Origin of the sequence: Phenylobacterium sp., assembly GCF_041691455.1 — a bacterium.
Lineage (GTDB): Bacteria > Pseudomonadota > Alphaproteobacteria > Caulobacterales > Caulobacteraceae > Phenylobacterium.
The window spans coordinates 150,894-164,017 of the sequence record NZ_JBEPUO010000004.1 but is presented as its reverse complement, the minus strand read 5'-3'; the positions used below and the strand labels follow the sequence as shown (position 1 = coordinate 164,017).

The 13,124-nt window shown below is 68.3% G+C and carries 12 protein-coding genes; 5 read left to right on the top strand and 7 right to left on the bottom strand.

Translation table 11 applies throughout. The annotated features are described in order from the left end of the window. Nucleotides 1-12 precede the first annotated feature (12 nt). Nucleotides 13-378 (bottom strand): hypothetical protein, encoded by a 366-nt coding sequence (locus tag ACESMY_RS08935; protein WP_372784217.1) that lies wholly within the window; start codon nt 376-378, stop codon nt 13-15. 152 nt (nt 379-530) lie between these two features. On the opposite strand from ACESMY_RS08935, the gene ACESMY_RS08930 reads away from it, so the two are divergent. Beyond that, on the top strand, nt 531-752 hold the full coding sequence (locus ACESMY_RS08930; protein WP_372784216.1) for a flagellar basal body rod C-terminal domain-containing protein: 222 nt from the start codon (nt 531-533) through the stop codon (nt 750-752). A gap of 15 nt (nt 753-767) precedes the next feature. Here ACESMY_RS08930 and ACESMY_RS08925 read toward each other — a convergent pair whose 3' ends face one another. Both ACESMY_RS08925 and ACESMY_RS08920 read right to left on the bottom strand, forming a co-directional pair. Next, nucleotides 768-1,598, bottom strand: a complete 831-nt coding sequence (locus ACESMY_RS08925) for a DUF6644 family protein (protein ID WP_372784215.1) — start codon at nt 1,596-1,598, stop codon at nt 768-770. Continuing rightward, on the bottom strand, nt 1,595-2,194 hold the full coding sequence (locus ACESMY_RS08920; RefSeq protein ID WP_372784214.1) for a DUF6644 family protein: 600 nt from the start codon (nt 2,192-2,194) through the stop codon (nt 1,595-1,597). Before ACESMY_RS08920 ends, ACESMY_RS08925 begins: the two co-directional genes overlap by 4 nt. A gap of 220 nt (nt 2,195-2,414) precedes the next feature. On the opposite strand from ACESMY_RS08920, the gene ACESMY_RS08915 reads away from it, so the two are divergent. Beyond that, the gene (locus ACESMY_RS08915) at nt 2,415-3,650 is read left to right on the top strand and encodes a glycosyltransferase family 87 protein (RefSeq protein ID WP_372784213.1); all 1,236 of its coding nucleotides are present in this window, start codon (nt 2,415-2,417) and stop codon (nt 3,648-3,650) included. A 62-nt stretch (nt 3,651-3,712) separates the two neighbouring features. On the opposite strand, the gene ACESMY_RS08910 is transcribed toward ACESMY_RS08915, so the two are convergent. Further along, entirely contained in the window at nt 3,713-4,171 is a 459-nt protein-coding gene (locus tag ACESMY_RS08910; protein WP_372784212.1) for a DUF6152 family protein, read from the bottom strand. Nucleotides 4,172-4,277: 106 nt separating this feature from the next. After that, nucleotides 4,278-5,150 (bottom strand): hypothetical protein, encoded by an 873-nt coding sequence (locus tag ACESMY_RS08905; protein WP_372784211.1) that lies wholly within the window; start codon nt 5,148-5,150, stop codon nt 4,278-4,280. 129 nt (nt 5,151-5,279) lie between these two features. On the opposite strand from ACESMY_RS08905, the gene ACESMY_RS08900 reads away from it, so the two are divergent. After that, nucleotides 5,280-5,900: a TIGR02466 family protein gene (locus ACESMY_RS08900; RefSeq protein WP_372784210.1), complete on the top strand. Its 621-nt coding sequence runs from the start codon at nt 5,280-5,282 to the stop codon at nt 5,898-5,900. 98 nt (nt 5,901-5,998) lie between these two features. Here the strand turns inward: ACESMY_RS08900 and rpoD are convergent, their stop codons facing one another. Then, the gene (gene rpoD / locus ACESMY_RS08895; RefSeq protein WP_372784209.1) at nt 5,999-7,939 is read right to left on the bottom strand and encodes an RNA polymerase sigma factor RpoD; all 1,941 of its coding nucleotides are present in this window, start codon (nt 7,937-7,939) and stop codon (nt 5,999-6,001) included. A gap of 549 nt (nt 7,940-8,488) precedes the next feature. Between rpoD and ACESMY_RS08890 the strand changes: the two genes are divergently transcribed. Both ACESMY_RS08890 and ACESMY_RS08885 read left to right on the top strand, forming a co-directional pair. Then, nucleotides 8,489-8,953 (top strand): (2Fe-2S)-binding protein, encoded by a 465-nt coding sequence (locus ACESMY_RS08890; RefSeq protein WP_372784208.1) that lies wholly within the window; start codon nt 8,489-8,491, stop codon nt 8,951-8,953. After that, nucleotides 8,950-11,142 carry a molybdopterin cofactor-binding domain-containing protein gene (locus tag ACESMY_RS08885; protein ID WP_372784207.1) on the top strand — a complete coding sequence of 731 codons (2,193 nt, stop codon included), beginning with the start codon at nt 8,950-8,952 and terminating at the stop codon, nt 11,140-11,142. Before ACESMY_RS08890 ends, ACESMY_RS08885 begins: the two co-directional genes overlap by 4 nt. Before the next feature lie 6 nt (nt 11,143-11,148). Here the strand turns inward: ACESMY_RS08885 and dnaG are convergent, their stop codons facing one another. Next, nucleotides 11,149-13,065: a DNA primase gene (gene dnaG / locus ACESMY_RS08880; RefSeq protein WP_372784206.1), complete on the bottom strand. Its 1,917-nt coding sequence runs from the start codon at nt 13,063-13,065 to the stop codon at nt 11,149-11,151. Between the last annotated feature and the right edge of the window lie 59 nt (nt 13,066-13,124).

Below are 13,124 nucleotides of genomic sequence, written 5' to 3'. Positions count from 1 at the left end.
CGCTCGCGGTCCCTAAGGGTTTCGGGCGTTCCGCGCCGCGCGGCAGATCGGCTGGCCCTCGTAGGTCGCGCCCACCAGGCTGCCCTTGGTGGCGGCCTTGCCGCGGTAGCGCTCGAAGGCGGCGCTCTCGGCCGGCGGATGCACCCCGGCCGGGCAGACCGATACGGTAATGCGCTCTGACGCCCCCGGGCAGAGGCAGATGTCTTCCCGCGCATCGAGCCGGCTCGCCTGGCCCCTGCAGTTGGCCGGCAGGCTCCGGCCGGCGACGTCGAGGCAGATGATGGTGGTCTTGGGCGGATTGTCGGCCAGCGACTGGGCGCTGGCGAGGCCGGCGCTCAGGCTGAAGGCCGCGGCCGCAAGGAAGATGAAGGACTTCATGGCTGTCTCCGTCTCGTCCCCCGAGCCGCCATTCAGGGCGCGTCCGCGCCGACAGTCAATCGTCAGGGCGGGGCGCGCCCACAGCAAAGCTTAGCGTCCATTCACCACGAAACCTCGCGATAGCTTAACCGCAGCCGGCGCAATGTGGCGGCATGGACCCGATCTCCACCGCCCGCTACGGCATGATGGCCGCGACCCGGAGCCTCGATGCTTCGGCGAGCCGTGTCGCCAACATGGCCGGCGACGACAGCGTCGACTACGCCAAGGAGGCGGTCGGCCAGATCGAGGCCAAGCAGGCCTTCAGCGCCAACGTCGGCGTCATCAAGATCGCCGACAAGATGTGGCAGTCGCTGCTCGACCTGCAGACGACCTAGCCGGACGCCTCGCGCTCAGGCGAAGGCGATCCAGCGGCCGGCCGCGGCCCCCATCACCCAGACCAGGATCGTGGCGTAGGCGATGATCTTGGTGAGCGGTCCGCCCTCCGGACCCCGTCCCGCCCGGAACAGCTGGAACAGCGCCGCCCCGACGATCCAGGTCGAGAAGGCCACCGTCCAGGCCTTGTTGACCGGGTTGAGGTGATCGTAGTCGTCCGGCTTGATGAGGATGTGGGTGTTGACGTACTGCGCGACGATCATGGCGCTCAGCACACCGAGATAGACCAACCGCAGCCGGCCCCGCGTCGCGAACAGCACCACCAGGGCCGCGGCGGTGATGATGTGGTAGACGCCCACATTGACCAGGTCGGAGATCGCGAAGACCCAAAGCCCCAGAAGGAAGACCGCGCTTCCGAGCGCGAACCAGACCTTCTGCATCGGGCCCACGGCGCCGTCGGCCGCGGCGACCGGCCGGCTCACGCCGTAGGTCAGTATGATGCCGGCGAGCAGCGCCAGCATCTTCACGATGAAGGCGGCGCTGTCGTAGAGCCGTTCGGCGTTGGCCGACCCGATCGCGACGCCCGTGAAGACGATTCCGATAATCCCCACGTTCTGCCAGAACCTGAGGTTCCGGTAGACCTCCGACGGCGGCTCCGCCGTCAGCCCGACGCCCAGCAGCCGCAGGTTCATGAGGATCGTCGTGCCGCCGAGCACGATCAGCGACAGGATGTGGCCCACTTCCCAGACCGCGAACTGCGGCTTGATCTGCTTGCCGGGGAAGGTGTTGGCGAGGCTCTCCACCCACGGCCGGATGTGCGGCAGGTACTGTTCGATTTCGATCTTCATAGGTGCTTCCCCGCGAGGTTGACTTCGCCCTTCTCGGAGGACTTGCACTCCTGAACCCAGTTGATGAACGTGGTCTGCGGCTTGCCGCACTGGTACCAGTCGTAGGGGATGAAGCGGCCGCAGGTGATCACCAGCAGCCAGGCGATCAGCGAGCCGGCGGCGGCGAGGCGGGCCGCGCGCGGCGGCTTTTCATCGGCGTCCCACGAGTCCTGCGTGGCCTGGACCCGGCCATGGAAGATGATGATGTTCAGCAGGGCCAGGGCGAGGAAGATCATCTTCGCCCGGAACCATATATTGTGATAATAATCCAAGGGCTTGGCGAAGAGCAGCGCCAGGCCGGTGATCACCACGAAGGCGAAGCTGAAGATGGTGAGCGGCAGGATCGCGTCGCTGACCACCGAGACCTTCGTCTTGCGGAAAGTCACCCCCAGCAGCCGCAGGTCCACCACCATGATGGTGCCGGCGAACAGCATCAGCGCGATCAGGTGGGTGCCTTCCAGGATGCCCCAGAAGTTCAGCGAGCCCAGCAACGCCTCGCTCCACGACTGAGCGTCGGGCGAGGCGCCCTTGCCCAGCGTGTGCTGAACCCAGTTCAAGAATTCGCCTATCAAGGAAACTCCCCCGCAGCCTGTTGTTCTTCGACGTTCCGCGTGACGCCGTTGCCGCGCACTCATAGCGCAGATGCCAGCGTTCGCCAGCCCATGCATAACCTAGGTGATCCGTGATTACGTTACGCGACGGAAAAACTTGGAATGGGCGTGCGGCCTCCCGCGCCGTTTACCCGATCTCCATCGGCTCACGGGCACCGTGCGCCGCATGCACCGCCTCCGTCGCGCCCTGATGCGCCTTGGCGCCGCGGACTGGCTCACCGCCGAGCGCGCGACGGCCTGGCTGCGGGTCCTGGCCGCCGTAACCGTCCTGATCGTGGTGGGTTGGATCGCCCTGTCCCGGGGCGGGGTGGACCTCACGGGCAAGCCGCTCGGCACCGACTTCCTCAGCTTCTGGACCGCCTCGCGCCTCCTCCTGCAGGGCGCGGCGCCGGCCACGGTCTACGACGCCCAGGCGCACGCGGCCCTGCAGCAGGCGACGTTCCCGGGCGCGGACGTGGGCTACACGCCCTTCCCTTACCCGCCCATGTTTCTCTTGATCTGCGTGCCGCTCGGGTTCCTGCCCTATTTCGGCTCCCTCGTCGCCTGGATGGGCCTGACCCTCCTCGGCTACTGGCGGGTCGTCGGCGCCTGGCTGGCCGGCGTGCGCGGCCGGACGTTGCTCGCCCTGTCGTTTCCCGCGGTCCTGCTCAATCTCGGACACGGCCAGAACGCGTTTCTCACGACCGGCCTGTTCGGCGGCGGCGCCCTGTTGCTGCAGCGCAGGCCGTTCCTCGCCGGGGCCTGTTTCGGCGCCCTGATCTACAAGCCGCAGCTCGGACTCCTGATCCCCGTGGCCCTGATCGCGGCGCGGCAGTGGCGCGCGTTGCTGGGCGCGGCTGCGACGGCGATCGCCTTGACCGGCGCCGCGACGCTCGCCTTCGGACTGGAGCCGTGGCGAGGCTTCCTGGCGATCCTGCCGCAGATGCGCGCGGTGGTCGAAGGCGACGAGCTCGATCCCGGGAAGGTCCAGAGCCTGTTCGCCGCCCTTCGCCTGTGGCATGCGCCGCTCGGGGCCGCCTACGCCGCCCAGATCGCCCTGTCGCTCGCCGTCGCGGTCGCCGTCGGGTGGTTCGCCGCCCGGCGCGCCAGGAGCCCGGCGATCGGGCCGGTGCTGATGACGGCGGCCCTGCTCGCGACGCCCTACGTCCTCGACTACGACCTCACCCTGACCGCCGTGCCGATGGCCTGGGTGCTGGGCGAGGGCTTGCGCCGCGGGTTCGCCCGGTGGGAAAAGCTCGTGCTGCTGGCGGCCTATGTGCTGCCGCTGGTTTCGCGGGTCGCGGCCATGCGGTTGGGCGTGCCACTGGGACCGCCGGTGCTGGTCGCGCTCTTGCTCATCACCCTGCGCCGCGGGCTCCTGGCCGATGACGAGCGCCCGGCCGCGGGTTCACGCCTCACCTGAAGCGCAAAAGAAAAGGGAGCCGCGAGGGCTCCCCATTCCGAAGTCTGTTTTGAAAGCCGCCGCTAGGGCATTTCGCTCTTGTCGGAGCCGTCTTTCGGCGCGCCGGTGCCGGACGAGCCCATGAACAGCTTGCGGCCGTCGGGGAAGGTCACGTCGCGGCCGTTGGCCTTGCAGATCGGGGTGCAGGCCTTGTCCTTCGACTGATAGCCGCGGACCACGATCTCGGTCCCGACCTTCAGCGAATTCCGGTCGATGCCGGCGCGGAGCAAGGTGTTGGGCGTGCCGCCCTCGACCATCCACTCGACCTGCGCGAAATCGGGATTGGTGTTCTGCACATGCACCCAAGCGTGCGGATTGATCCACTCGACCTTGGTCACCTTGCCGCGCAGCAGCACCGGGGACTTGCCGTCGAATTCGGCGGCGAAGGCGTGGTGGGCGGCGGCCTGCGTCACGCCAATGGAGGCTGCGGCGAGGAGGCCGGCTGAAATGGCGGCGGGGATAATGAAACGGCGGAAATTCATTGGGCGTCTCCAGCGGAGGATACTGCTGTCTTTTCATCTTCCCGCAGCGCCGGCGAAGTCAAGATGACAACAGCGGCGCCGCGGAAGGACAGGGCGGGTTAGATCGTCACTTCAACGGCTCTTTCCGCAGGTGACCGTACATCAATTCTTCGACGAATTCGACGCACTTGAACTGCTGCAGGCGAGCGTCCTCGCCGACGTGCTTGTAGAGATTCATGCTCATCTTCCACGGGCGCGTGAAGATCGAGGGATCCTCGATCAGCGCCTCGTAGCGCAGCACGCCGGGGCCGGTGGGCGTCCAGCGTTCGGTGACCTTCAGGTCGCCGGTGTGGAAGTTGCCGGCGCGGTCGAACCAGGTCGAGTCCAGCATGCCGGTGACCACCACCACCAGGGTGTCGCCTTCCCAGTGAGCCACCGACTGGCCCATCCAGCTGTCGACCGGGGCGGGGCCCGGATCCTTGAACTGCAGATTGCGCACCGCGCCCGCATATTCATAGGCGATCAGGGTGGCGCTCTCGGATTGGAAGATCTGGAACGGCAGGGCCATGTAGTTGGCGCGCGGCACGCCCGGCAGGTAGCACTTGATCTCCGGATCCTTGTGGATCCAGTCGGCCTTGTTGGCGTCGCGCGTCTTCAGGGCTTCGGGCGTGTAGGGGATCGCGCCGCCTTCGACCACGCCGAGGCCGGCGGGCACGGAGCCCACAGCGCCCAGCGCCAGAACTTCCTTGGCCGGCACCGGCACCACCGGGCCCGGACGCATCTGCAGCGCCGCGCTTGAGGCGTGCGGCTCGATGTTCCAGTTGGCGGTGTTCATCACCTGCCAGACGCCGTTCAGGTCGGGATGTTTGCCGTCCGGTCCGCGCGGGGCGTGATAGGCCGCCGCCCTGGCCGCAGCCGGTTTCGCCTTCGCCGGCGCAGCTTGCGCCTGGCCGCCAATCACCACGCTCGCCAAGGCCAGCGCGACCATAGTCCTGATCATTGTTCGCTCCCCAAATCTCCGCCTGATTCCGACGGAGCCGATTTTCTCAAATTTCTAACGGACGTTTGGTCTAAGCGCCAGCCGCCCATAACTTTGACAATCCCGCGCCGCAAGACTAGCGCCCTAATCATGGCGCTGCGTCCCCTCTTTGCGACTCCGGTCTATGAAGCGTCGCTTAGCACGGACCGAAGTTTCGAAAATTTCAGGGCAGAATTGGAAGCCGCCTGCCGGATGCTGGCGGCCGAGGACGCCGCCGGCCGCGCCTGGTGCAAGACCAACGGCTATGGCGGCTACACCTCCTACGCCTCGCTCGACGACCTGCCGACCCGGGCCAGCGTGTTCGGTGAGCTCAAGACCAGGCTCGACCGCCACGCCGCGGCCTTCGCCAAGGACCTGGCGTTCGACCTGAAGGGCGGGCGGCTGAAACTCGACAGCCTGTGGGTCAACATCCTGAAGCCCGGCGCGGCGCACTCCGGCCACATCCACCCGCACAGCGTGCTGTCGGGCACGGTCTATGTGGTGACGCCGCCGGGCGCGAGCGCGCTCAAGCTCGAGGATCCCCGCCTGCCGATGATGATGGCCGCCCCGCCCCGGCGCGCCGATGCGCCGGAGGCGAGCCGCGCCTTCGTCTACCTGCAGCCCGAGCCGGGCGCGGTGCTGATGTGGGAGAGCTGGCTGCGCCACGAGGTGCCGGCCAACCGCGCGAAGACCGAGCGCATCTCGATCAGCTTCAACTACGGCTGGCGCTAGGTCCGGTCTCATCCCGCACGAGACTATCGCCCGCGCGACCCGCGGCCATGACCGCAGCGGACAAAGAGATGACCGCCGGGGACGGCGGGCCCCGAGCGCTAGCTGTCGAGGAAGCTGCGCAGCTTCCGCGACCGCGACGGGTGCTTCAGCTTGCGCAGCGCCTTGGCCTCGATCTGGCGGATCCGTTCGCGGGTGACGCTGAACTGCTGCCCCACTTCTTCCAGCGTGTGGTCGGTGTTCATGCCGATGCCGAAGCGCATGCGCAGCACGCGTTCTTCGCGCGGCGTCAGCGAGGCGAGCACGCGGGTGGTGGTCTCCCGCAGGTTCGACTGGATGGCCGCATCGATCGGCAGGATGGCGTTCTTGTCCTCGATGAAATCGCCCAGGTGGCTGTCTTCCTCGTCGCCGATCGGCGTTTCGAGGCTGATCGGCTCCTTGGCGATCTTCAGGACCTTGCGGACCTTTTCGAGCGGCATGGCGAGCTTTTCGGCCAGTTCCTCCGGCGTCGGCTCGCGGCCGATCTCGTGCAGCATCTGGCGCGAGGTGCGGACGATCTTGTTGATCGTCTCGATCATGTGCACCGGGATGCGGATGGTGCGCGCCTGGTCGGCGATCGAGCGGGTGATCGCCTGGCGGATCCACCAGGTGGCGTAGGTCGAGAACTTGTAGCCGCGGCGGTACTCGAACTTGTCGACCGCCTTCATCAGGCCGATGTTGCCTTCCTGAATGAGATCAAGGAATTGCAGGCCGCGGTTCGTGTACTTCTTGGCGATGGAGATCACCAGGCGCAGGTTGGCCTCGACCATTTCCTTCTTGGCCTGGCGGGCTTCGCGTTCGCCCTTCTGCACGGTCTGGACGATGCGGCGGTAGTCGTCGATCGGCACGCCGGTCTCGGTGGCCAGAGCCGCGATCTCGGTGCGGATGTCGCCGATCTGGCCGTTGTCGTTCTCGGCGAACTTGGTCCAGCGCACGCCCAGCGCCTTCACCTGGTCGGTCCAGTCGGGGCGCATCTCGGAGCCGAAGTAGGCCTTCAGGAACTCACCGCGGCTGATGCCGTAGCTGTCGGCGAGCCGCAGCAGGCGGCCTTCCAGGCCCATCAGGCGCTTGTTGATCGCATAGAGCTGCTCGACCAGCGCCTCGATGCGGTTGTTGTTCAGCTTCAGCGTCTTGAGGTGCAGGACGATGGCGCCGGTCGCGGCGACATAGGCCTTGCGGTCGTTGTCGGAGAGGTCGGCGCCCTTCAGGCGCTGGCCGACCAGCTTCTCCTGCAGGAGGCGGAAGCTTTCGAACTCCAGCGCGATGGCGTCGAGCGTGGCCATGACGCCTTCGCGCAGCTCGGCCTCCATGGCGCTGATCGTCGGACCCGCGCCATCGTCGAAGTCGTCGTCGCTCTCGCCTTCCGGCTGGCCCTCAACGGCCTCGGCTTCTTCCTTCTCTTCTTCGGCTTCGGCCACGGCCTCGACCGGCAGGGCTTCGACGCCGGCGTTCAGGCCGCCGTAGGTCTGCTCGAGGTCGATCACTTCGCGCAGCAGGATGCGGCCCGAGCCGAGCTCCTCGCGCCAGACCATGATGGCTTCGAAGGTCAGCGCGCTTTCGCACAGGCCCCGGATCATGGTGTCGCGGCCGGCCTCGATGCGCTTGGCGATGGCGATTTCGCCCTCGCGGGAGAGCAGCTCCACCGAGCCCATCTCGCGCAGGTACATGCGCACCGGGTCGTCGGTGCGGTCGTAGGCGGCTTCCTTGGCGGTCTCGACGACAGCCGACTCCTCGCGGACCGCGACCTCGCCGCCGCCCTCGGCGTCTTCTTCCGCCTCGACGACGTTGACCCCCATCTCGCTGAGCATGGCCAGCGTGTCCTCGATCGCCTCGGAGGTGACCTCCTCGGACGGCAGGACCTTGTTCAGCTCGTCCATGGTGACGTAGCCGCGGGCCTTGGCCTGCTTGATGAATTTCTTGACCGCGGCGTCCGTCAGATCGAGCAGCGGGCCGTCGCCGCCGGTGGTTTCTGGCGTTTCGGCTTCAGCGGTGGTCGTGCTCATCGAGGTCTCCGAAAGCGGCGCCGCATCCACACAGGGCCAAATCTGGCCATGCAAGGATGGGGCCGAAACTGGTTAACGGCGCTTGGACAGAAGCTGAGGCCGCAGCAATACGACCCGCCGTCCGCCCAAATCGTTCCCGTTCTGAATCGCGTGCGTCAGTGCGTCGCGCTCGCCTTCGGGCATCGGTGCGGCGCCATGCAACAACAGCCCCGAAGGTTTCCCTTCGCGGTGTCGGTGGCGTCGACCTTATGCCGCAAGCTCCAGGACGGAGCCCGCAAAGAGGCGCGACCACTGGGATCACCACGCTTCGAGGGAGGTATCTCGATCTCTTGAGAGGGGCGCGCCCGATAAATCGTGGCGGCCCGAATCGATACCTGTCACAGCGCGCTAAATCCGCAGGGGGCCAGATGGCGTCGAAGCGGTCCGATGTCAAGGTATGCAGGGTCCGGATGATGCCAATGGCGACCCGGGCGCCAGAAACTTCCCGCCCTTGGTGACCCGCGCCCTGGTTTGGGTTTAGGCTCGGCCTCGCCCGGGAGGTCGCCAGTCATGATCACGCTCACCGTCAACGGCAAGCGCCATGACCTCGACGTGGAACCCGACGCCCCGCTCCTTTGGGTGATCCGCGACGAGTTGGGGCTTACGGGCACGAAATTCGGCTGCGGGATCGCCCAGTGCGGCGCCTGCACCGTGCAGATCGACGGCAAGCCCGTGCGATCCTGCGTCATGCCGGTCAGCGCCGTGAAGGGCGACGTCACCACGATCGAGGGCCTATCGGCCAACCTCAGGCACCCGGTCCAACAGGCCTGGCTCGCCGAGGACGTTCCCCAGTGCGGCTATTGCCAGTCGGGCCAGATCATGGCCGCAGCCGCCCTCCTGAAGGACACCCCCAACCCGACCGACGCCGACATCGACGCCAAGCTCACCAACATCTGCCGCTGCGGCACCTATCCGCGGATCCGCAAGGCCGTTCACCGGGCCGCGGCGACGCTAAGCAAGGGGGTGCGTGCATGAACGCCCCCCTCATCGGCAAAAATGGGCTCTCCCGACGCGCCATCGTCTTCTCAGGCCTTTCCGCGACCGGCGCCCTGGTGATCGGCGTGCCCGTGGCGGCGCGCGCCGCCCCGCAGCCGCCGCTGATGGCCGACGGGACCAACCCGGCGAAGGAAATGACCGCCTTCCTGGTCATCGAGCCCGACAACACGGTCACGGTGCGTGTGCCGCATGCCGAGATGGGCCAGGGCACGACCACGGCGCTGGCGATGCTGGTGGCCGAGGAACTGGAGTGCGACTGGGCCAAGGTGCGGGTCGAATACGCCTCCGCCAACCGCAACGGGCGCGTCGACGGCAAGCTCTACGGCAGAATGCAGACCGTGGGGTCGAGTGGCCTACGCACCTCGGTGACCATGATGCAGCAGGCCGGCGCCAGCGCCCGCGAGCGCCTCAAGCTGGCCGCAGCCGACCGTTGGAAGATCGATCCGGCCGACTGCACGGTGAGTTCCGGAAAGTGCCTGCACAAGGCGTCGAACCGCAGCCTCGACTACGGCGCCCTGGCCGCCGCCGCGGCGGTCGTCCAACTGCCTGCCGAGCCGGCGATCAAGGCGCCCGACAAGTACCGCCTGGTCGGCAAGTGGACGCCCCGCCTCGACACGCCCGCCAAGCTCGACGGTTCGGCCAGGCTCGGCCTCGACGCCCAGGTTCCGGGGATGGTCTACGCCGCCGTCTGGTCCGCCCCGGTCTACGGCGGCGCGCTGACGTCGGTGGACGACTCCGCACTGAAGGACCTCCGCGGGATCATAGCCGTGGTGAAGCTCAAGGACGCCGTCGTGGTCGTGGCCGACCGGTACTGGCGCGCCAAGAGGGGCCTCGACGCGCTGAAGATCGAGTGGGACGCCGCCGGTTATGGCGGGATCGACAGCGCACAGCTGAACCAGGGCTATCGCGAGGCCCTCGACCGGCCCATGTCGACGGCCGAGAAGAAGGGCGACGCCCAGGCCGCGCTCGACGCGCCCGGCGCGAAGCTCGTCGAAGCCGTCTACGAAGCGCCCTTCCTCTCCCACTCGCCCATGGAGCCCATGAACTGCACCGTGGCGCTGGGCGCGGACCGCGCCGACGTCTGGATTTCCACCCAGGCGCCGATGGCGGTGCTGCAGCAGACCGCCAAGGAAACCGGCCTGACCCAGGACAAGGTCTATGTCCACAACGCCTTCGTAGGCGGCGGCTTCGGCCGCCGGGGCGGGGCGCACGACGAGCTCGTGCAGGCGATCGCGGTCGCCAAGCAGGTGGGAAAGCCGGTCAAGCTGATCTGGTCCCGCGAGCAGGACATCCGCCGCGACCGCTTCCGTCCGCAGGCGGCCGTGCGGTTCCGCGCCGCCCTGGGCGGCGACGGGCGGCCCACGGCCTTCCAGGCCCGCATCGCCGTCGGCTCGCTGCTGCGCGGCGGCGCCGGCCCGCAGGAGATCCAGGCCAGCGAACCCATGGCCACCGAGTGCATCCAGAACAGCTTCTATGCCCTGCCGGCCCGCGACGTCGGCGTGCTGCTCAAGAACAGCCACGTCCCGGTTTCCTTCTGGCGCGGCGTCGGCTCGTCGCAGAACGGCTTCTTCATGGAAGGCTTCATGGATGAGCTCGCACACGCGGCCGGCCAGGACCCCTACCAGTACCGCCGCGCCCTGCTTACCGACCGGCCCGACGCCCTGGGGGTGATCGACGCGCTCGCCAAGCACGCCGACTGGGGCCAACCCCTGCCCCGGGGCCGCGGGCGCGGCTTGGCCATCCTGGAGGCCTATGGAAGCGTTTCGGGCCAGGTGGTCGAGGTCACGGTCTCGCAGGACGGCAAGCTGAAGGTCGACCGGGTGACCTGTGTCCTCGACCCCTACCACGTGGCCAACCCCAACACCGTGGCCCAACAGATGGAGGGCGCCGTGATCATGGGCATGACCGCGGCGCTTTGGGGCGAGATCAACATCAAGAACGGCGCCCCCGTGGAGAGCAATTTCCACGACTACCGGATGGGCCGCATGGCCGACACGCCCCCGCGCATCGACGTCCATCTGGTCCCCAGCGGCGGCCCGAAATGGGGCGGGGTCGGCGAGCCGGGGCTTGGTCCGTTCGCGCCGGCGCTGGCCAACGCGGTGTTCGCGGCGACCGGGACGCGCGTGCGGCGCCTGCCCCTGAAGCACGCGGACCTGCGCTGGACCTAGCCTGCCCTAATGCGGCAGGACGGGCGCGGTCGCTTCCTCAGGGTGCGACCAGTCGCTGGCGACGAGTTTGCGCAGGAGGTCGCGCTCGGTCTTCAGGCTGATCAGCGTCGAGGAGTCGTGGTCGCGGTCGAGGTCGCGGGCGGCGGCCTCGACGGCGCGTTCAAGGCTCTCCAGCTGCATCAGCAGGTCGAAGGCCTGGCGCCAGAGGTCGCGGGCCCGTTCGCCGGTGGCCTGCAGGAAAGGCGCGCTGACCCCGGCGCGGCGGGCGTCCTGCTCCAGCGTGGCGAGGTTGGCCGGTCCAAAGCCGCGGGCGTCCAAGTGGCGCAGGGCGGCGTCGAACGCCATGCCCTCGGTCTCATAGCGCAGGCGGACCAGTTCCTGGGCAAGGCTGTCCAGCTTGTCGTCGCCGAAGCCGCGCGCGCCCACCAGCTCGATCTTCTCATCGATCACCCCGGGGTCGCGGACGGCGGCCAGGGCGAGCGCGGCGGCCAGGGGGCGCGGGGACGCGCGCAGGCGGCGGCTCGCGTCCCGCGCCTCCGGCGTCGCGGCGGCGTCGGAAATGCCGTTGGGGTTGCGCCGCTTGTCCCAGCGGGCCCGCGACATCTCGCGGGCCGCGGCGCCCACCGTGTAGACCGGGGCCCGCGTCGGCCAGAGCTGTTCGAAGCGGCCGAGCAGGTCTTCCTTGTAGGCCTGGGCCAGATCGCCGTCCGCGATAGTGGCCGCGAGCTTGCGCAGCCGGGTCTTGAGCGCGGTCTTGCGCTCCGGCGTGTCGTAGGGTTCGGCGTCCCGCTCGCGGATGAACAGCGCCTCGGCGAAAGGTGTGGCCTTGGCGAGCTGGGCCTTGAGCGCGGCGGGCCCCTGCTCGCGCAGCACCTCGTCGGCGTCCTTGCCGCCCTCGACGATGGCGAACTGGAAGCTCTTGCCGGGCTTCAAGAGCGGCAGGGCGCGATCCATGGTCCGGAACGCCGCCTGGCGGCCCGCGCGGTCGCCGTCGAAGCTGAGCGTCGGCTCCGGGTGGTGGCGCCAGAGGATCTCCATCTGGTCTTCGCCGAGCGCCGTGCCCATCGGCGCCACGGCCGGGATATTGGCCCGGTGGCAGGCGATGGCGTCCATGTAACCCTCCACCACCGCCAGCGGCGGGGTCTCGCCGGCGGGCGCCGCGGCGATCAGCTTGCGGGCCTCGGCCAGGCCGTAGAGGTGGTGGCCCTTGTGGAAGATGGAGGTCTCCGGGCCGTTCAGGTACTTGGCGCGGGCCTGCGGATCCATCGCCCGGCCGCCGAAGGAAACCACCCTCCCCCGCGCGTCGGCGATCGGGAAGATGATCCGGTCGCGGAAGCGGTCGTAGGGCTGGCCGCCGTCTTCCGGCGCGATCAGCAGGCCGGTCTCGATCAGCTCGGCGGGTCGCGCGCCCTTGGCGATCATGTAGTCCTTCAGCGCCGTGCGCCCGGGCGGCGAGAAGCCCAGGCGGAAGCGCGCCCAGTCCTTTTCCGGCAGGCCGCGCTTTTCGAGATAGGCGCGGGCCTCGCGGCCGGAGGGGCGGCGCAGTTCGGCCTCGAACCACTGGGCGGCGAGCTCCAGCCATTCGGAGAGTCCCTGGCGGACCTTTTCCTGCTCGGCGGCCCGCGGATCGACGGCGGGCAAGGCGACGCCGGCCTCGGCAGCCAGCCGCTCGACCGCCTCGACGAAGGTCAGCCGCTCGCTTTCCTGCAGGAAGGAGATGATGTCGCCGGTCTTGCCCGACGAGAAGTCGAAGAACTGGCCCTTGTCGTCGTTGACGTAGAAGGAGGGGGTCTTCTCCTTGGTGAAGGGCGAGAGGCCGACGTATTCGCGCCCCTGCCGGCGCAGCTTCACCGTCTTGCCGATCACATCGGAGGGGCGAAGGCGAGACTTGATCTCGTCCAGGAAGCGTTCATCGAAGCGCACGGCGCAGATCATAGACGGCAGGCGCGAAATCCCCGCAAGCCGGACGCCGAAATCGTCCC